The sequence below is a fragment of the Kutzneria sp. 744 genome (assembly GCF_000568255.1).
In the GTDB taxonomy this organism is placed as follows: domain Bacteria; phylum Actinomycetota; class Actinomycetes; order Mycobacteriales; family Pseudonocardiaceae; genus Kutzneria.
The window spans coordinates 10,270,354-10,287,581 of sequence record NZ_KK037166.1 but is presented as its reverse complement, the minus strand read 5'-3'; the positions used below and the strand labels follow the sequence as shown (position 1 = coordinate 10,287,581).

Annotated in this window: 15 protein-coding genes and 1 pseudogene; 6 read left to right on the top strand and 10 right to left on the bottom strand. The window is 69.4% G+C overall.

Going from position 1 to position 17,228, the window contains the following annotated elements; all coding sequences use genetic code 11:
* Positions 1 to 43 precede the first annotated feature (43 nt).
* Both KUTG_RS46785 and KUTG_RS46780 read left to right on the top strand, forming a co-directional pair.
* A complete protein-coding gene (locus KUTG_RS46785) occupies positions 44 to 604 on the top strand; it encodes an ester cyclase (protein ID WP_043726368.1) in 561 nt (186 codons plus the stop codon).
* Positions 601 to 1,401, top strand: coding sequence for an MBL fold metallo-hydrolase (locus tag KUTG_RS46780; protein WP_232241311.1), 801 nt, complete (start codon positions 601 to 603; stop codon positions 1,399 to 1,401). The genes KUTG_RS46785 and KUTG_RS46780 overlap by 4 nt, the downstream gene beginning before the upstream one ends.
* A gap of 33 nt (positions 1,402 to 1,434) precedes the next feature.
* Here the strand turns inward: KUTG_RS46780 and KUTG_RS46775 are convergent, their stop codons facing one another.
* Positions 1,435 to 2,760: an alginate lyase family protein gene (locus KUTG_RS46775; protein ID WP_232241310.1), complete on the bottom strand. Its 1,326-nt coding sequence runs from the start codon at positions 2,758 to 2,760 to the stop codon at positions 1,435 to 1,437.
* A 122-nt stretch (positions 2,761 to 2,882) separates the two neighbouring features.
* On the bottom strand, positions 2,883 to 4,145 hold the full coding sequence (locus KUTG_RS46770) for an ArgE/DapE family deacylase (RefSeq protein ID WP_043726364.1): 1,263 nt from the start codon (positions 4,143 to 4,145) through the stop codon (positions 2,883 to 2,885).
* Between the two features lie 144 nt (positions 4,146 to 4,289).
* Between KUTG_RS46770 and KUTG_RS46765 the strand changes: the two genes are divergently transcribed.
* Entirely contained in the window at positions 4,290 to 4,730 is a 441-nt protein-coding gene (locus KUTG_RS46765; RefSeq protein WP_043726363.1) for an Lrp/AsnC family transcriptional regulator, read from the top strand.
* A 67-nt stretch (positions 4,731 to 4,797) separates the two neighbouring features.
* Here KUTG_RS46765 and KUTG_RS46760 read toward each other — a convergent pair whose 3' ends face one another.
* Together KUTG_RS46760 and KUTG_RS46755 are read right to left on the bottom strand one after the other, a co-directional pair.
* A complete protein-coding gene (locus KUTG_RS46760) occupies positions 4,798 to 5,034 on the bottom strand; it encodes a hypothetical protein (protein WP_043726362.1) in 237 nt (78 codons plus the stop codon).
* A 246-nt stretch (positions 5,035 to 5,280) separates the two neighbouring features.
* Positions 5,281 to 6,870 (bottom strand): alkaline phosphatase family protein, encoded by a 1,590-nt coding sequence (locus KUTG_RS46755; protein WP_369794598.1) that lies wholly within the window; start codon positions 6,868 to 6,870, stop codon positions 5,281 to 5,283.
* A 266-nt stretch (positions 6,871 to 7,136) separates the two neighbouring features.
* Here KUTG_RS46755 and KUTG_RS46750 point away from each other — a divergent pair, with 266 nt between their 5' ends.
* Complete coding sequence (locus tag KUTG_RS46750; protein ID WP_232241309.1) at positions 7,137 to 7,853, top strand: COG4705 family protein; 717 nt, start codon at positions 7,137 to 7,139, stop codon at positions 7,851 to 7,853.
* A 45-nt stretch (positions 7,854 to 7,898) separates the two neighbouring features.
* Here KUTG_RS46750 and KUTG_RS46745 read toward each other — a convergent pair whose 3' ends face one another.
* The gene (locus KUTG_RS46745) at positions 7,899 to 8,702 is read right to left on the bottom strand and encodes a COG4705 family protein (protein ID WP_232241308.1); all 804 of its coding nucleotides are present in this window, start codon (positions 8,700 to 8,702) and stop codon (positions 7,899 to 7,901) included.
* 93 nt (positions 8,703 to 8,795) lie between these two features.
* Between KUTG_RS46745 and efeU the strand changes: the two genes are divergently transcribed.
* Positions 8,796 to 10,742, top strand: a complete 1,947-nt coding sequence (gene efeU / locus KUTG_RS46740; RefSeq protein ID WP_043726359.1) for an iron uptake transporter permease EfeU — start codon at positions 8,796 to 8,798, stop codon at positions 10,740 to 10,742.
* A 399-nt stretch (positions 10,743 to 11,141) separates the two neighbouring features.
* On the top strand, positions 11,142 to 12,206 hold the full coding sequence (locus tag KUTG_RS46735; protein ID WP_052396251.1) for a Dyp-type peroxidase: 1,065 nt from the start codon (positions 11,142 to 11,144) through the stop codon (positions 12,204 to 12,206).
* 116 nt (positions 12,207 to 12,322) lie between these two features.
* On the opposite strand, the gene KUTG_RS46730 is transcribed toward KUTG_RS46735, so the two are convergent.
* The 5 genes and pseudogenes from KUTG_RS46730 to KUTG_RS66815 form a co-directional block, all read right to left on the bottom strand.
* Positions 12,323 to 13,027 carry a thioesterase II family protein gene (locus KUTG_RS46730; protein ID WP_198047584.1) on the bottom strand — a complete coding sequence of 235 codons (705 nt, stop codon included), beginning with the start codon at positions 13,025 to 13,027 and terminating at the stop codon, positions 12,323 to 12,325.
* 64 nt (positions 13,028 to 13,091) lie between these two features.
* The gene (locus KUTG_RS46725) at positions 13,092 to 13,823 is read right to left on the bottom strand and encodes a thioesterase II family protein (RefSeq protein WP_063753649.1); all 732 of its coding nucleotides are present in this window, start codon (positions 13,821 to 13,823) and stop codon (positions 13,092 to 13,094) included.
* Positions 13,820 to 15,067 (bottom strand): cytochrome P450, encoded by a 1,248-nt coding sequence (locus KUTG_RS46720; protein WP_043726356.1) that lies wholly within the window; start codon positions 15,065 to 15,067, stop codon positions 13,820 to 13,822. The genes KUTG_RS46725 and KUTG_RS46720 overlap by 4 nt, the downstream gene beginning before the upstream one ends.
* Complete coding sequence (locus tag KUTG_RS46715; protein WP_232241307.1) at positions 15,064 to 16,797, bottom strand: non-ribosomal peptide synthetase; 1,734 nt, start codon at positions 16,795 to 16,797, stop codon at positions 15,064 to 15,066. The genes KUTG_RS46720 and KUTG_RS46715 overlap by 4 nt, the downstream gene beginning before the upstream one ends.
* A 75-nt stretch (positions 16,798 to 16,872) precedes the next feature.
* Positions 16,873 to 17,007, bottom strand: a pseudogene (locus KUTG_RS66815) (MbtH family NRPS accessory protein); the annotation flags it as partial.
* Positions 17,008 to 17,228 lie beyond the last annotated feature (221 nt).

The window sequence follows — 17,228 nt, the reverse complement described above, 5'->3', positions numbered from 1 at the left end:
TGCCCGTCATATACCCACACCGTGGATAAAAGGGAGCTCGCCCATGTCCCGCTTCGCCCTGCCGCCCGAGGACGTCCTGCGCGCACGGGAGCGGCTCGTGCTCGACCACTTCCACGACGAGGTCCGTCAGGACTGGGACGCCACCCTCGCGACGTTCCCGCACCCGCACTACGAGCTGATCGCCCAGATGACCGTGCACGACGGCGACACCGAGGTCCGCGGCTACTACCACGACACCCGCGTCGCCTTCCCCGACCAGAACCACGAGATCATCGCGCTGCGCCACGCGCACGACGCCGTGATCGTCGAGTTCTGGCTGACCGGCACGCACAACGGCCCGCTCGGCAAGATCCCGCCCACCGGTTCGCGGCACCGCACCCGGATGACCGCGTACTTCGTCTTCGACGCCGACGAGAACCTGGTCACCGAGCGCATCTACTTCGACCAGCTCACCATCCTCAGGCAGCTCGTCGCCGGGCTGGACAAGAAGAATCCCGGCGACCTGCTCAAGCTCGGCAAGGTGGTGGCCGGCGCACTGGCCATGTCCGGCGGCGCGCCGGACCCGCGCCTGACCGACACCGTCGCCCCCGACCTCGGCGTGTGACCGTGCTCAAGGTCCATCACCTCAACTGCGGCACCATGCGGCCGCTGGCCACGCCCGGCGGGATCGTCTGCCACGTCCTGCTGGTCGAGACCCCGGGCTGCCTCGTGCTGGTCGACACCGGCGTCGGCCTGCGCGACGCCGACGACCCGGCGGGCCGCTTCGGTCCGAGCCGGTTCTACGTCCGCCCCGCCTTCGACCGGGCCGAGGCCGCCGTCAACCAGCTCGGCCGCCTCGGCTTCGACCCCCGCGACGTCCGGCACATCGTGCTCACGCACTTCGACGGCGACCACACCGGCGGCCTGGCCGACTTCCCCTGGGCCCAGGTGCACCTCACGGCCGCCGAGAGCCACGCCGCCCAACACCCCGCCGGCGCCGTGGAACGCGGGCGATACCTTGCCTCGCACCGTGATCACGGTCCGGTGTTGGTGGAGCACACGCCCTCGGCAGGCGAGGCGTGGCGCGGTTTCGCCGGGGCCGAGGAGCTCACCGACATTGCGCCCGGCATCGTGCTCGTCAACCTGCCCGGGCATTCCCGGGGCCACGCCGCAGTTGCGGTGGATGCCGGCGATCACTGGGTGCTCCACGTCGGCGATGCCTTCTTCCACCGCAACCAGATCACCGGGCACGGCCGGACACCCCTCGGCCTCGCCGCGCTGGAGCGCATGGTCGCCCACGACTGGCGCAAGGTCCGCGCCAACCACCGCCGGCTCGCCGAACTGTGGCAGGCGCCCGATTCCGACGTGCTGCTGGTCAACGGGCACGACCCCGAACTGCTGGACCGGGCGTTGAGCCGCTGAGCGGTGGCGCCGGCCGGCGCCACCGCTGCCGGGTCAGCCTGTGGTGGAGATGTCGTCGAGCTGCTCGGCCGCGGGACGCACCGGGTACAGATCCCCGCTCGGCGGGCGCGGGACGCTCGGCAGCGCCGCCCTGGCCTGACGATCACCGGCGTCGGCGGCGGCGTGGACGCTGTCCAGGGCCGCGTACTGGGTGAAGTTGAGATCCGGGTAGTGCCAGTTAACAACGCCGCCGGTCGCCGCCGGCAGCAGGAAGTCGACGGCCTTGAAGATGCTGCCGCCCTGCGGGTTGGTGTAGCCCCAGAGGTCGACGCCGACGTGCCGGCCGAGCTGGGCGAGCCGGGTCAGCGCGACCAGGTTGAACGTCGAGTAGTGGTACGTGCGGGTGCGCGCCACCTCCTCGGGCTGGCTGCCGTCGGCGGCGATCTGATGGTCGACACGGACGGTCTTGGCCTGCTCCACGATGTTCTTGGCCACGGCCGTCTGTCCGGTGTAGAGCGCGGTCGACGCGGTCAGCATGTCCATGAAGGTGCCGTGGTTGTTCTGCGCCGCGGCCTCGTCCTTGCCGTACTGGCTGGTGCGCAGCCAGGTCAGGAAGTCGCTCGACCAGCCCTTGAACCCGCTCTCGTCGCCCTTGGACCAGCCCGGGGCGCCGGTGCCGAGAATGGCGGCGGCGTCGAGCACCTGGGTGAAGGTGTAGGAGAACTCGATGATGCCGATCCCGCGCCCGTCGTTGCGGCACGGGATGCCCTGCGCGAAGTTCAGGTTCGGGTTCATCTTCGTTGCGGCGTCGAGGAACCAGGTGCGCAGGTCGAGCTCCGCGCGCTTGGCGTACTCGGGCTTGCCGGTGTAGTACCACGCCAGCGACAGCTGGTAGATCGCGCTGAACGCCTTGAGGCGCTCGGCCTTGTCAGGCACGGCCGTCGTCTCGGGGTTGAGGACGCCGTCCTTCTGCACGTAGGGACAGCCCATCGGGTTGTCCGGCGTCTTCGGCTTGCTGGGCCACCAGTACGGGGCGAGGCTCAGGTAGTCGTGCTTGTCGCCGCTCGGCGGCACGCGCTCCTTGTCGGCCACGGTCCACGGACCGTCCTTGACCGCGACGTCGGCCTGCTTGAGCAGGTCGGCCAGCGAGGCCTTGGTCGTCCGGTCCCCGAGCAGCAGGGCCAACCTGGTGAGCGCGAGGCGATCCCCGTCGAGGACGACGGTCTTGGGCGGGCAGAGCCGGGACAGCACGGGCAGCGAGCAGGCGCCGCCCGGGTCGATGGTCGCGGGGGCGGCCGACGCGACGCCGGTCAGCGGGAGGCTGAGCACAGCCACCGCGGTGGCCAGCGCGCCGACCCGTCGCAGGGATCTGAGGGACACCACAACCACTCCGTTCACATTCATGAACGCTGGACATATATGTGATTGCCGAGTAGATCCCTGGATCGCGGTGCAGCAGAAGTCGGATGACGGGGCCGTTAACCAACCGTTACCTGGGCCGCCTACTTCGGGCCGACCGCCCGGAGCACGGTGAGCACCAGGGTCCTGGCGACGTCGACGACCTCGTCCAGCGGAACCTGTTCCCTGGGCCCGTGAGCCAGCCGCACGTCTCCCGGCCCGAACTGGAGCGTCGGCACGCCGGCCGCGGCGTAGAGGCGGAGGTCGCTGCCGTAGGGTGCGCCGGATTCCTCCGGGGCTTCGCGGCCCGTGGCGTCCGCGTAGGCGTCCCCGACCAGGCCGCGCAACGGATCCCCCACCGGCAGCCGGCCGCTCGCGAACTGCCCGCCGGTCCAGGCCACGGTGGCCGGATGATCACGCAGCCACGGGTCGGCCGCGCACGTCTCGGCGACACACCGTTCGAGCTGTTCCCTTGCCACGGCGGGGTCTTCGTCCAGGCAGACGCCGATCCGCCCTTCGGCCGTGAGCAGGTCCGGCACGCTGCTGGCCCAGTCGCCGGCACTGAGCTTGCCCACCGACAGCGCGTACGGCACGCGGTAGCCGGCCAGCAGCGGATCGGTCGTCTGGTTGCGAACGGTCTCCAGCCGGGCCAGGGCCCGGTGGATCGGCAGGTAGGCGTCGATGGCGCTGACGCCGGCCTCACGGGTGCTCGCATGCGTGGCCTGGCCGGGAACTTCGATGCGGAAGGTCAACGCCCCCGCGTTGGCGGTCACCAGTTTTCCGCTCGTCGGCTCCGTGATGACGCACGCGTCGCCGGTGTACCCGCGCCGCAGCGTGCCGAACGCGCCGAGGCCGCCATCCTCTTCGCTGACAACGAAGTGCGCCGCGACCCGGCCTCGAAGCTGGACCCCGCTGGCCTTGATCGCCGCCAGGGCTGCGAGGTTGGCCACGACCCCCGCCTTCATATCGCAGGCACCTCGGCCGTGCACGGTGCGGCCGACGGTTCGCGGCGTGAACGGATCACCTTGCCAGCGCCCGGGATCGCCCGGCGGCACGACGTCGACGTGCCCCTGGAGAATCAGCGTCGGCCCGTCGTCCCCGGTCACGCCGACCAGGCCCCAGGCCTCGTCGCGTGGGGCCTCCGACCCCGGGAAGTCCGGATCTGCTTGCAGCTCAGGCAGATCCATGGACCACAGGTCGACGTCGAGCCCGAGTCGGCGCAGGCGCTCCGCGAGCCAGTGCTGCGCCTCCGACTCCGCCGCCGATCCCGTCACGCTCGGAATCGCCAGCAGCTCAAGCAAGTTCTCGGCGATCGCACCTTCGTCGACAGCGTCCAGGGCAGCCGACTCGGCCGGGGTTGTGTTCAAGACACCTCACTGTGCTCGCAGGGATCGCCTCGAATGCTAGGGTCCGGCCGATCACGCACTCAATCGCCATGCATTGCCGACGACCGCCACTTTTTTGCACGTCTTGTTATGCTGCGGCGGTTTTTTGCGTGAGAAGGGACCGCCATGGACAGCATCGACGAGGGCATCATCCGCTGCGTCACCGTGAACGCCCGCAGCACCTACGCCGAGATCGGCGAGGCCGTCGGGCTGTCCCCATCGGCGGCCAAGCGCCGGCTGGACCGGCTCGTCGCCGACGGCGTCATCGCCGGCTTCACCGCCCTGGTCAACACCGAGGCGCTCGGCTGGACCGCCGAGGCCTACGTCGAGGTGTACTGCACCGGCAACCCCACGCCGGCCGTGCTCCGCCGTGACCTGGAGGGCATCCCCGAGGTGATCGAGGCCTGCACCGTCTCCGGCCCCGCCGACGCGCTGTTGTACATGCGCGCCGCCGACATCCCCCACCTGGAGCGGGCGATCCAGCGCCTGCGCGAGAGCCGGGTCATCGACCGCACGGAGAGCGTCATCGTGCTCTCGCGCCTGATCAACCGTCCCCGCTCGACCTGACCGGCCTTCCGGCCTTCCGGTGACGCAACACACCGCCGCACCCCAAACGCACCGCACCAAGGGCCGGTCAGGCACAACCGCTCTGCTCCACCAGACGCTTCGCCGCGGACTCCTCTTCGACGGCTGCCACTGAGCCGTCGAAGGCCTCGTCGTCGGTCATGCCCATGAAGTGGACGATGACCTCGTGGTTGATGAAGGTCACGGCGTTGTGCGCCAACACGTGCTCGAAGTCGTGGGAGTCGCCCCGCTCGGAGGTGATGCCGTAGTCGTCCTTGTGCTCGGCGTAGTGCGTGTTCGGCAGCATCAGCAGCGGAGGTGCCCCTTCGACCGGCCGTTCCCCGCCTCCACCATGGGCCTCGACCAGGCGATCCCGGCCGCTTTCCCCAAATCCCGCCATTCACGAAACACACGATGACGACAATCCCCATGCCCCCACGCTCCCCACAGCAGGGTGTTGCCACAGGTCGCAACCGATGAACGTGGGTACGCCGGACCTCGCCCGGGTCTCGATCTACCGGCAGTAGATCGAGACCCGGGCGGCCGGGATCGGTCAGCGCAGGCCGGGCAGCACCTGCGTGTGCTCGGTCCGCACGGCCTGGAGCGCGTTCGGGTTCAGGCGCAGCAGGGCGAGGATGCTCGGCGCGATCTGCGTGGTCGCCACCGGCGCGGTGACGGTCCAGTGCCCACGGACACCCGCGCCAGAGACGATCAGCGCCACATCGCGGTCGTCGGGGGCGGCGCCGCCGTGTTCGGCGATCTTGGACTTCTTACCGGTGTACACGACGCCGTACTGCACGACCCCGACGAGGTCGGGAACCCGGGGGTCATTGGCCGCAGTGTGGAAATAGGACGGTCCGGTGTGGACGGATTGCAGGCCGGAAGCGGTGAAGGGCTTGGCCACGCCGGTGATGCCGTTGCCGGTGCCGTTCTGGGCGAGCAGATAGTGCCGGGCGAAGTCGAACGCGGCGGGCGAGCGGTCGTTGAGCCACAACAACATCGCGTCGTCGTCCGTCGAGTACGCCACGAGGTCGGCGCTGCCCGGGTGCGCCGCCTTCCATGCGGCGTTCAGGCCGTCCAGCAGCGGGCCGTCGGCGATGCGCGTGAGCGCCGCCGGATCGGTCGGCGACTGGCCGTGCTTGGCGGACAGGATCACCGTGGTCTTGTCGGCCAAGTGACGCTTGGCCAGCTCGGCGGTCAGCGACCCGATCTCGCCGTTGACCGAGTCCAAGGCGCTGGACAGCAGCGGGCCCGGCGTGCCGTCGGCGAGATAGCCCCCGCCGGGCAGCTTCTGCGCGGTGGACACGGTCTGGAAGTTGAGGCCGAACACCGCCGGCGTGCCGACGCGGGTGGCACCGGAGTGGTCGTAGCCGTCGATCTCGTTGCGCACGGCCAAAACCTTGTAGTGGTCGTACTGGCGGGTCGCGATGTTGTCGGTGGTCCAGTCGCCGCCGCCGACGTTGCTGTTGATCTCCGGCGTGAACAGGTCCTGAATGCCCGAGCCGGACGGGCCGTCGAGGATCGCGTACGCCGGGTGCTTGTCCGACCAGGCGGTGCGCAGGCCGGCGGCCCGGGCGACCTCGAAGACCGTGTTGACCTTGAGATACTGGTTGGGCTGCACGGGTTTGCAGGTCGCCGGGTCGACCGGCAGCGCGGACGGCTGGATCAGCGTCTGCGGCTTTCCGGTCATGCCGAGGATCGAGTTCGGCAGCCCGGCCAGGCCCTGGCCGGCGTCGAGGGCGGTCTTGTCCTTGTCCAGGTCCTCGGTGAGGTCGACTTCCGCACCCGGCTTCGCCGTCGCGCAGTCGGTCGTGCCGGCGGGCAGCAACGCGTGGTTGTACGTGGCGTCGTAGTAGATGCCGGTAGCGGCCGGATCTCCGCCGGTGAGCTGGCCGACCATGCCCGGGAACGAATCGGACGGGACGGGCGTCTTGGCGTGCGCGTAGTCGATGCCGTCCCGGGCGAGCGAGGCGAGCGCCGAGTGCGGATGCTGGCGCACGTACCAGGCCAGGTCGGTGGCGTGCAGGCCGTCCACGGAGATCAGCAGCACGTGCCGGTCCGACGGGGCCGCGACGGCGGACGGTCCGACCGCGGTCGCTAACAGGGCCGCCGCGACCGCGGCCACCACTGGTGTTCTGCGCATGCGTTGCACTCCCATCGACAACTACTACATGTAAGTAGAAGTTCTAGGCGACGATGGTGTACGCCACCTGAACGCAGCACGAACCGCGTAAGGCGTCCCGGAACCGCTACATCTGGCCGCATGCTCGAACGACAGCGCGGAGTCACCTCACGACTACACTGCTGTAGTAGCTTGCCGGCATGACCTCGCCAGCCTCGACGCCCCGCGCGCGTCCACAGTGGACACAATCGACGTCAACACCGTTGGCCAGAACGAAGGTTCCGCAGGTGACCCTGATCTTCTGGGTCATCAAGGTGCTGACCACCGGCATGGGCGAGGCGACGTCGGACCATTTCCTGCTCGACTACGCCGATCCGAGCATCGTTGTCAGCGTCGCGTTCCTGACGCTGATCGTCGCGCTGGTGGTGCAGATCGCGGTTCGACGGTACATCCCGTGGCTCTACTGGGCGACGGTGGTGCTGGTGAGCGTGGTCGGCACCATGGTGGCCGACATCCTGCACTACCTGCTCGATGTGTCCTTCGCGGCGTCGACGGTGTCCTTCGCCATCGCGCTGGCCGTGATCTTCGCGGCCTGGTACGGCACCGAGCGGACGCTGTCCATCCACAGCATCACCACGCGTCGCAGGGAGATCTTCTACTGGCTCACCGTGATGGCGACGTTCGCGCTCGGCACCTCGGCCGGCGATCTGGTCGCCGACACCGCGGGGCTCGGCTTCCTCGGCGCCGGCCTGCTGTTCGCCGTCGCGTTCGCCGTGCCCGGGGTTGCCCGGAAAGCGTTCGGCCTGAACGCGACCGTGGCGTTCTGGGCCGCCTACGTCATCACCCGGCCGTTGGGTGCGTCCTTCGCGGATCTGTTCGGCATGCCCACCGAGAACGGCGGTCTCGACCTCGGGCTCGGCGCGGTCAGCCTGGTTCTGACGACGGCGATCGTCGCGCTCGTCGGCTTCCTTTCGGTGACACAGAAGGACTCTGTCACCCCGTGACGCCGGTCCACCTCGGCGACGGCGGGCGCCGAGGTGGACCGCCAGTCAGCGGCGCCCCACCTCGGCCGTCGGCGTCTCCGCATCGGCCTGGACGTCGATCTTGGTGACGGCCAGGTAGGCGACGACACCGGCGATGAGCACTGCCAACGCCAAGCTGACCGGCCCGCCGCCCAGCCCGAGGCCGCCCACATCGGTCGGCTTGCCCAGCCAGTCCGCCACGGACGCGCCCAGCGGCCGTGTGAGCACATAGGCGCACCAGAAGCAGAAGATGGCGTTCCACCGCCACCACCGGTAGCCCGCGGCGGGCACCGTGATCGCCACGGCGAACAGCACGATGGACCAGAAGTAGCCCAGATGCAGCGTCATCGCGGTCAGGTCGCCGGCCGCCGTGCCCAGCGCGAACGTCGCGACCACCGCCGCCCAGTAGAACGCCTCGCGGCGCGGCCGGTCGACGCTGTGGATGGACAGGGTCCGCTCGACGCGGAACCAGATCACATAGACGGCGAGCAGGACGATCCCGTACAGCAGCGCGGAAAGCGTGTACGGGACGTCAAATCCGACATGCAGCACATCGGCGGCCATCGTGCCGAACACGCCCACCATCGCCACGGCGAACCAGTAGGCCCAGGCGTTGTAGCGACGCACCGCGAACTGCACGACCAGCGACACCACGAATCCGACAAAGCCCAGCAGCACGGCCGGAATCGGCGACAGCGCGGTCACCAGGTAGTCCGATGTCGACTCGCCCAGCGCCGTCGACAGGCCCTTGGCGAGCCAGAAGAAGGCGGTGATCTCGGGGACCTTGAGCGCACGGACGAGGTTCCGTGCCGGATGCATGCCGCTTGTCACGCCGAGAGCGTGCCACAGACCGTCGACAGACTTCTACATACGTGTAGTATCCGCTCCGGAGTTAAGATAGCCTTACCAAAGGAGCGTGTCGAGGTGTGGGTCGACGGACTGCCCAACCTGGTCATCGGCCTGCGTGAGGGCCTGGAGATCGGGCTGGTGGTCAGCATTCTGCTGGCCGCCGTGCGCCGCACCGGCGCCGGGGCGTCGGCGGTGTGGCTCGGCGTGCTGGCCGCGGCGCTGCTGTCGCTCGGCTTCGGCGCGGTGCTGGCGTTTTCCCGGGCCGAGCTGACGATCACCGCGCAGGCGGTGTTCGGCGGCCTGTTGAGCCTGGTCGCGATCGTGCTCGTGACGTGGATGATCTTCTGGATGCGGCGTGCCGCCCGCGGCCTGTCCGGTGAGCTGCGGGAGAAGATCGGCCTCGCTGCGGAGATCGGCGCCGGCGCGCTGGCCACCACCGCGTTCCTCGCCGTCGCCCGCGAAGGCCTGGAGACGGCGCTGTTCCTGTGGACGACCGTGCAGGCCTCCGGCGACACGCTCGCGCCGCTGGTCGGTGCCGCGGTCGGGCTGGCGGTGTCGTTCCTGTTGTGCTGGTTGATCGTGCGCGCCAGTGTGCGGGTGAACCTCGGCGTGTTCTTCTCCCGCACGGCGGTGCTGCTCATCGTGATCGCCGCCGGAGTGCTGGCCTACGGTGTCGGCGAGCTTCAGACCGCCGGACTGGTGCCGGGGCGGAACTGGGTGGCGTTCGATCTGTCCACCGTGGTGTCCACCGACAGCTGGTGGGTGTCGCTGATCTCCGGCATCACCAACCTGGCACCGCGCATGACCGTGCTTCAGGTCGCCGTGTACGTCGCGTACCTGGTCACGGTGTTGGTGGTCTTCCTACGCAAGCCCGGCACGGCAGCAGTGCCCGTCGAGCGGCCCGCCCGCCGACTGCCGCGATGGGTGTACGCGACCGCGGCGGTGGTGCTGCCACTGCTGGCTGTCGGGGTGCTCGCGCTGGTCACGTCACCGTCGGGCGATGGCTCGGCGACGCAGGTCACCGTCACGGCCGACGGCTGCGCCAAGGACTGGTCCGGCACGACCGCCGGCTCCTCGACCATCACCGTGGTCAACAAGTCCGGGCACGGCGGCGAGATCTACCTGATCCGGGCCGCTGACGGCGGCGTGATCGGCGAGATCGAGGGCCTCGGCCCCGGCACCCGCCGGTCTCTCACCGTCGACCTGCCAGCCGGCCAGTACAGCTGGCGCTGCCTGGTGCCGGGCGAGCTGGACCAGGTCTCCCCCGTCGCCGCCGTCACCGGTGGATCCGGCGGGACGGTGGTGCCGGCGGTCGCGCCGGTGTCGGACAAGGACCTCAAGCAGCCGGCGGACTCGTTCACGTCCTACCTGACGGACAAGCTGTCCACACTGGACACTCAGACCGGCGACCTCGCGGCCAAGATCACCGCCGGCGACATGGACGGCGCTCGGGCGGCGTGGCTGGCGGCGCAGCAGACCTGGGAGCGGCTCGGCGCCGCGTACGGGCAGTTCGAGGACCTCGGCGTGTCGATCGACGGCCTACCGCAGGGCCGTCCCCAGGGCGTCGAGGATCCCGGCTTCACCGGCCTGCACCGCGTCGAATACGGCCTGTGGCACGGGCAATCCGCCGCCCAGCTCGCACCGGTCGCCGCGAAGCTCCAGCAGGACGTGCAGGCGCTGCGTCAGAAGCTGTCGTTCGATCCGGCCGACCTGCCGCTGCGGGCGCACGAGATCCTGGAGGACGCGTTGCGGCGCATCCTCAACGGGCAGACCGACCAGGGGTCCAACTCCACGTTCACGCTGGTCGCGGCGGATGTCGATGCTACCAACGCGGTGCTGGACCGGCTCCAGCCGCTGGTCGACGCCCGCAAGCCGGGCCTGATCGCGACGGCCCGCACTCAACTCGCGGCGGTGGAGGCGGCCTGTCAGACCGGCAGCCGGCAGCTGGTCGACGCCCGGGTCGGCGCCGCCGTGGAAACGCTGTCCGCCATCCCCACCCTGCTCGAAGTCCGCGCCAGCTGAATCTGTTTCACCTGAAGGAGTCCCTGCCATGTCGCTGAGCCGTCGCCGCTTCCTCCTCGGCTCGGTTAATCACAGGATCAGGCAGAGCCATTTACCTCCTAGACGGAGCCTTTAACCGTGGGCCTTGGAAGAGGCCACTCTGAGTAAAGTGACACATATTACTGTATTGTACCATACTATGTAATCAGCTCCAAATATGGGGTATTAAGCTCATCTCCCGCGACGACGTTCGGAGCTGCGTATTAAGCCTTGCTATTCGTATCGTTTTCACCCAACATGCGCAACATACCTCAAAATTTCAAGCAGGACACACCAGCTTGCGACTACGTATTACAAAGACGGCATCGCCCTGATTTTCCTCCGGGTGGCTAACCAATGCAACGAACTAGATACCGAAAGGTGGAAGCCGAGGTTCCGCAGTCGTACCCGTTCCACGGGCCGCGCCAGGCCGGCGTCGACAGCCCGCCGCAGCGCTTCGGCACCTTCGCGGCATTCGACGCGACGGCAGCCAACCGGGCCGCGTTGACCGACATGTTCAAGGCACTGACCGACCGGGCCCGCTTCCTCACCGCCGGCGGCACCCCGCCCGACCTCGGCGTCGGCGCGCCGCCGTCGGACAGCGCCGTGCTCGGTCCGACCGTGCCGGCCGACGGCCTCACCGTGACGGTCTCCGTCGGCGCCTCGCTGTTCGACTCCCGCTACGGCCTGACGAAGCCCTCCGGTCTCTCCGCCATGCCCACCTTCCCCGACGACGTGCTGGATCCCGCCTGGTGCCACGGGGATCTCATGTTGCAGATCTGCGCCAACAACATCGACACCGTGCACCACGCGCTGCGGGACCTCACCCGGCACACCCGTGACGGCATGCAGCCCCGCTACCGCCTCGACGGCTTCGGCTCACCCCCGCGTCCGGCCGGCACACCCCGGAACCTGTTGGGGTTCAAGGACGGCATCTCCCAGCCCACCGCCGAGGTCGTGTGGCGGCCCGACGGCAGCTCATTCCAGGTCGTGCGGTTCATCCGGATGCTGGTCGAGTTCTGGGACCGCGTCTCGATCTCCGAGCAGGAGCGCATGTTCGGCCGCCGCCGCGACAGCGGCGCCCCGCTCGACGGCAGCGTCGAGACCGACATCCCCGACTACGGCAAGGATTCCGACGGCAAGGTAATCCCCCTCGACTCCCACATCCGCCTGGCCAACCCCCGCACCCCGAAGGCCGAGTCCAGCCGCATCCTCCGCCGCCCCTTCAACTACGACCGCGGCTTCCAGCCCAACGGCACCATCGACGCCGGCCTCTTGTTCTGCAGCTACCAGCAGGACATCGCCCGGCAGTTCGAGACCGTCCAGAACCGCCTCGCCGGCGAGCCCCTGACCGACTACGTCACCCCCTTCGGCGGCGGCTACTTCTACGTCCTGCCCGGCGTCCACGACAACACCGACCACTACGCCCGCGCCCTGCTGACGTGAGAGCTGGTTGGATGGGCGCAGGCTCCGCGTCGTGAGAGGCAGTTGAGGGTGATTTCGTGAGAGCGACGCGGGCGGCCCGGGTGGCGCGTCGTGCGGCACCCGGGCCATCCGCGTCGTCAGAGGGAAGAGGCTTCGCTGACCCGGTCGTAGGAACTGATCAGCGAGGCGAGGGCGGCCAGGACCTCGGACTGGTGGTCGCGGAGGTAGAAGTGGCCGCCGGTGAAGACCTGGTGGTGCTGGAGGTTGTGAGTGTCGCTCAGTTCACGCCAGCCGTCAGCCTGGAGGGTGGTCACCTCGGGGTCGGCGTCGCCGTGGAAGACGGCGAAGGGGGTGCGGATGGGCGGAGGAGAGGTGGGGTGGTAGGTCTCGATGAGCTCGTAGTCGGCCCGCACCATGGGGAGCAGGACCTCCAGGAGCTCGGGACTGTCGAGGACCACGGGACTGGTGGCGGCTTCACGGCGGAGCTCGGCGACGAGGGCGTCGTCGTCGACGAGGTGGAAGGTCTTGCGGGGACGGCGATGGGGCGGGGGCGAGCCGGAGACGACGAGCAGTTGGGGCTGGAGGCCGGCCTGCTCGCAGCGGAGGGCGACCTCGTAGGCGAGGGAGGCGCCGAGGCTGTGCCCGAACAGCACGACGGGGCGTGAGAAGAGCGGTTCTAGCGCGGGGGCGATGCCGTCGGCGAGGTCGGCCATGACCCGGAGGGTGGGCTCGGCGATGCGATCCTCCCGGCCGGGGTACTGCGCGACGTGCGTCTCGATCTGAGCGGGCAGGCCCTCGCCCCAACCCCGGTAGAAGCTGGCCGAGCCGCCGGCGTGAGGCATGCAGACGAGATTGACCGAGGCCTCCGGCCGCCTCAACAGGGTGCGTATCCACCGATCGGCCATGTCACGCACCCATCTCGTGGTCGATGAGATCGAGCAGCTGCTTCGGACCACGCAACAGCTCCCAGTGATCGCCGTCCAGGGTGTGGAAACTCGCCTGCACGCAACGATCCCAGCCCGGCGGCACCTGCTCGGCCGGCACGACCTCGTCCTTGGTCCAGCCGATGACGCAGACGGGGGCGCTGGTCCTGGCGGTGTCCTCGTAGCGGTACCGCCGCTGCACCTCGAGATCGGCCAGCATGGTCTCGGCGGCGATCTCGGCCAGCTCGGGGTCGATGGACCGCCCCATCGCGGCACACAGCGCCGTGATCTCCGCGACGAGGTCCACAGTGGACAGGTCGACGAAGTTGAGCGGCCCGTAGAGGCCCTGGTCCGGGGCGCCCCACGAGGAGGCGAACAGCTTGTGCGGCAACGGAAGGCCGCGCTTCTCCAGCTCGCCCGCGGTCTGCAACAGGTACGGCACCGCGCCGCAGTGGCCGAGCAGCGCGTACGGGCGGTCCGGCGTCAGCACCTCGGCCAGGGCGTCGGACAGCTGCTCGGCGTACTCCTGGTGGCTGGCCGGAACGGGCTGGTGCAGGCGGTTCTCCCGCCCGGGCGGCTGCACGGGGCAGAACCAGCCGCCGCCGATCTGCATCGGCCACTCGGCGAAGGACGACGCGCCGACGCCGGCGTAGGGCAGCCCGAAGACGATGAAGTCGCCGTCCGGCGGCGGCTGTCGGATGAACCACTTGTTCATGCCGCCGGCTCCACGTCGAAGGCGACCTCCATGCGGGTCATTCCGTTGATCCAGTTCGACACGATCTGTGTGGGCTCGGCGGTCAGCGCGAAGCTGCGGACGCGGCGGGCGAGGATGGAGAACACGATCGACAGCGCGGCCTTGGACACCTGCGCGCCGATGCAGTAGTGCGGCCCGACGCCGAACCCGAGGTGGGTGCTGGGCGTGCGGTCCAGCCGGAACTCGAACGGGTCGGACCAGATCGTGGCGTCCCGGTTGGCCGAGCCGACCCAGCCGCACATCCAGTCGCCCTCGGCGATCGCCACGCCGCCCATCTCGGTGTCCACGGCCGCCCGGCGGAGCAGGTGGTTGGTCGGCGAGGTCCACCGCGTGCCCTCGTTGACGAGATCCGGCACGAGGGTGGAGTCGGCCCGCACGGAGTCCCAGACGGCCTGGCGGTCGGTCAGCGCGACGATGGTCTGGCTGGCCACGTACGGCGTGGTGGCGTGCGCGCCCATCATCAGGCTGTAGCAGTTCAGCGCCACCTGCTCGTCGGTGAGCCGCTCGCCCTCCAGCTGGAGCTCGGTCAGCGCGGTCATCACGTCGTCCCCGGGATCGTCCCGGCGCAGCTTGATCGCGGCCTCGAACAGCTCCAGCATCTGGATGTGGGCCTGGGTGGACGCGACGTGCGCGTCGATGCCGCCGTTGAGCGTGGGCTCGTCCGGCGTCACGCTGACCGCCGTCCAGTGGGCGATCTCGTCGCTCATCTCCTCCGGGATGCCCATCATCGGCGCGAGCATGGCCATCGGCATCTTGTGCATGACGCCGACGAACTCGCCGCCGCCCTCGGCCAGCAGCGGCTCCAGCAGCGCGCCGATCCGGGACTCCATCTCCGCGCCGCAGCGGCGGATCACCTCGCGGCTCAGCTTGCGCAGCACGGGATTGCGCAGCTGGCCGTGGTACGGCGGGTCGGTGACCGTCATGGTCTGGCCACGGGCCAGGTCGCCGATGCCGACCGAGGCGAGGATCGTGCCGTACTCGGAGGAGAACGTCTCGTGATCCTTCAGCAGCCGCTCGCAGTCGTCGTACCGCGTGACCGACCAGAACGGCGTGCCGTTGGGCGCGTGCTGCAACAGCACCGGCTGCTCGTGCCGCAGGGTCTGCCACAGCGGGTGCTGGCAGCCTTCCTTGTACCGCAACGGGTCATACATGTCCACGTCGTCGAGCGGCACCCGGACGTCGGGCCCGGGGGTGCTGATCTTCATCTCATGTCTCCGACCCGGTCGTCCGTGATGCTCTCGATCGTCTTGGCCAGGCCGCCGATGGTCTCCTGGCCGATGAACTGCCGTGCGGTCAGCTTGATTCCCACCGCCCGCAGGCTTTCCAGGGCACGGATGCTGCGCAGCGAGTCGCCGCCGAGGGCGAAGAAGCTGTCGTCCATGCTGACCTCGTCCAGCGACAGCACGTCGGCGATCACCTGCGCCACCAGGCGCTCCGTGTCGGTCTGCGGCGCGACCGGCTCGTCGAGACCCATGTCACACCGGGACTTCCACGGCGGCGGCAGGGCCTTGCGGTTGACCTTTCCGTTCTGGTCCAAGGGAAGCTTGTCCAGCAGCAGGTAGTTGGACGGGGCCAGGTACGCGGGCAGCCGCTCGGCCATCCAGGAGCGCAGCCCGGTCGCGGTCAGGATCGCCGTGCCGGCGGGCGCGGCGTAGGCGACCATGCGCTTGTCGACCTCGTTGTCCCCCACCACAAGCACGGCGGCCGCGCTCACCGAGGGGTGCGCGTTCAGGGCCACCTCGACCTCGCCGAGCTCCACCCGGTAGCCGCGGATCTTGACCTGACGGTCGGCCCGGCCCACGAACTCGACCTCGCCGTTGGGCAGCAGCCGACCCAGGTCGCCGGTGCGGTACATGCGCGCGCCCGGCACCTCCGAGTACGGATCGGGCAGGAAGCGCTCGGCGGTCAGCCCGGGACGGCGGTGGTAGCAGCGGGCCAGCCCGGCGCCGCCCAGGTGGATCTCGCCGACCTCGCCCACCGGCAGCTGGTCGAGTTCGGCGTTCAGCACGCGCACGATCTTGTTCTGCAGCCCGCCACCCAGCGGCATGCGCTCGTAGTCGGCGTCGGGGTCCACCGCGTGCAGGGTCGCGAACACGGTGGTCTCGGTCGGGCCGTAGCAGGCGTAGACGGTGTTGCGGATGACCTTGGCCGCGGCCTGGACGTGTTGCGGGGAAAGGACATCGCCGCCGGTCAGCAGCACGCCGACGCTGGCGAACATGTCCACGTCGTGGTCGACGAGCAGGTGGAACAGGCCCGAGGTGATGAACATCCAGTCGGGCCGGGTCGCCCGCAGGGCATCGCCGAGCTCGCTCACGGAGACCTGCTGCGGGCTCAGGGCCGCGACGCGGCCGCCACGGCCCAGCGCGCACCAGATCTCGAACGTCGAAGCGTCGAACGCAGTGGGCGCGAGGTGGGCGACGACCTCGCCGCGGCCGACACCCAGCCGCGGGTCGGCCTGCACGAGATCGAGCACGTCGGCGTGGGTGATCGCGACACCCTTGGGCACGCCGGTCGAGCCGGAGGTGTAGATGATGTAGGCCAGGTTGCCGGGATCCACCTCGACGTCGAGGTTGGCGGCGTCCGTGCCGTCGCCGAGGGCGACGAAGTCCACCCCGGCGGGCAGGTCCAGCTCGGCCGTCGAGCCGACGACCACCGTCGCACCGGAGTCGGCCAGCATGAAGGCCCGGCGCTCGGCTGGGTACTCGGGGTCGAGCGGCACGTAGGCGCCGCCGGCCTTGAGCACGGCAAGCACCGCCACCACGAACTCGATCGACCGGGGCACCGCGACGGCCACCCGGGTCTCGACGCCGACCCCGCGGTCGGTCAGGCGGCGGGCCAGGCCGTTGGCCCGGGCGTTCAGCTCGCCGTAGCTGAGGGACGCCTCCCCCGCCGTGACGGCGACCGCGTCCGGACAGTCCGCGGCCTCCCTTTCCACCACACGATGTAACACATTGTTCACGGGCGTTCCGGTGTTCTGCGGCTTGATGTCCGTCCACACCTGGTCGACGTGGGCAAGGCACTCCGCACGGGTGCCGGTAATGCCCGCTTCATGCCACCCCAACGGCAGCGGGCGTTCGGCCGGCCAGATGGAAAACTGCTGCCCATCATTGCGAACAACGCTCAATTTTTCGTTCTCATCCGCCACGGGCGCTCCAAGGATTGGACAGGAGTGGGCGAGGGCACAGACGCACGCGAATCCCCCAAAGACGAGTCGATCGTACGGGACACGGCCCGCCGCGACAAAAGAGATTGACCGGCCGCCCCCTTGCGCTGTCCGGACGCAGAAGCGTTCGGCCGAAACCAGGTATTAAATCCGCCCCAAAGGGCGCATCCAGGCCCCCGAGAACCGCGCCAGCAATCCGACTC

Bases quoted from the DNA above. Each gene is read 5' to 3' on its own strand.
- KUTG_RS46785 (WP_043726368.1), top strand. From the start codon at position 44: ATGTCCCGCTTCGCCCTGCCGCCCGAGGACGTCCTGCGCGCACGGGAG.
- KUTG_RS46765 (WP_043726363.1), top strand. From the start codon at position 4,290: ATGGACAGCATCGACGAGGGCATCATCCGCTGCGTCACCGTGAACGCC.
- KUTG_RS46760 (WP_043726362.1), bottom strand. From the start codon at position 5,034: ATGCTGCCGAACACGCACTACGCCGAGCACAAGGACGACTACGGCATC.
- KUTG_RS46755 (WP_369794598.1), bottom strand. From the start codon at position 6,870: ATGCGCAGAACACCAGTGGTGGCCGCGGTCGCGGCGGCCCTGTTAGCG.
- KUTG_RS46730 (WP_198047584.1), bottom strand. From the start codon at position 13,027: ATGCCTCACGCCGGCGGCTCGGCCAGCTTCTACCGGGGTTGGGGCGAG.
- KUTG_RS46725 (WP_063753649.1), bottom strand. From the start codon at position 13,823: ATGAACAAGTGGTTCATCCGACAGCCGCCGCCGGACGGCGACTTCATC.
- KUTG_RS46720 (WP_043726356.1), bottom strand. From the start codon at position 15,067: ATGAAGATCAGCACCCCCGGGCCCGACGTCCGGGTGCCGCTCGACGAC.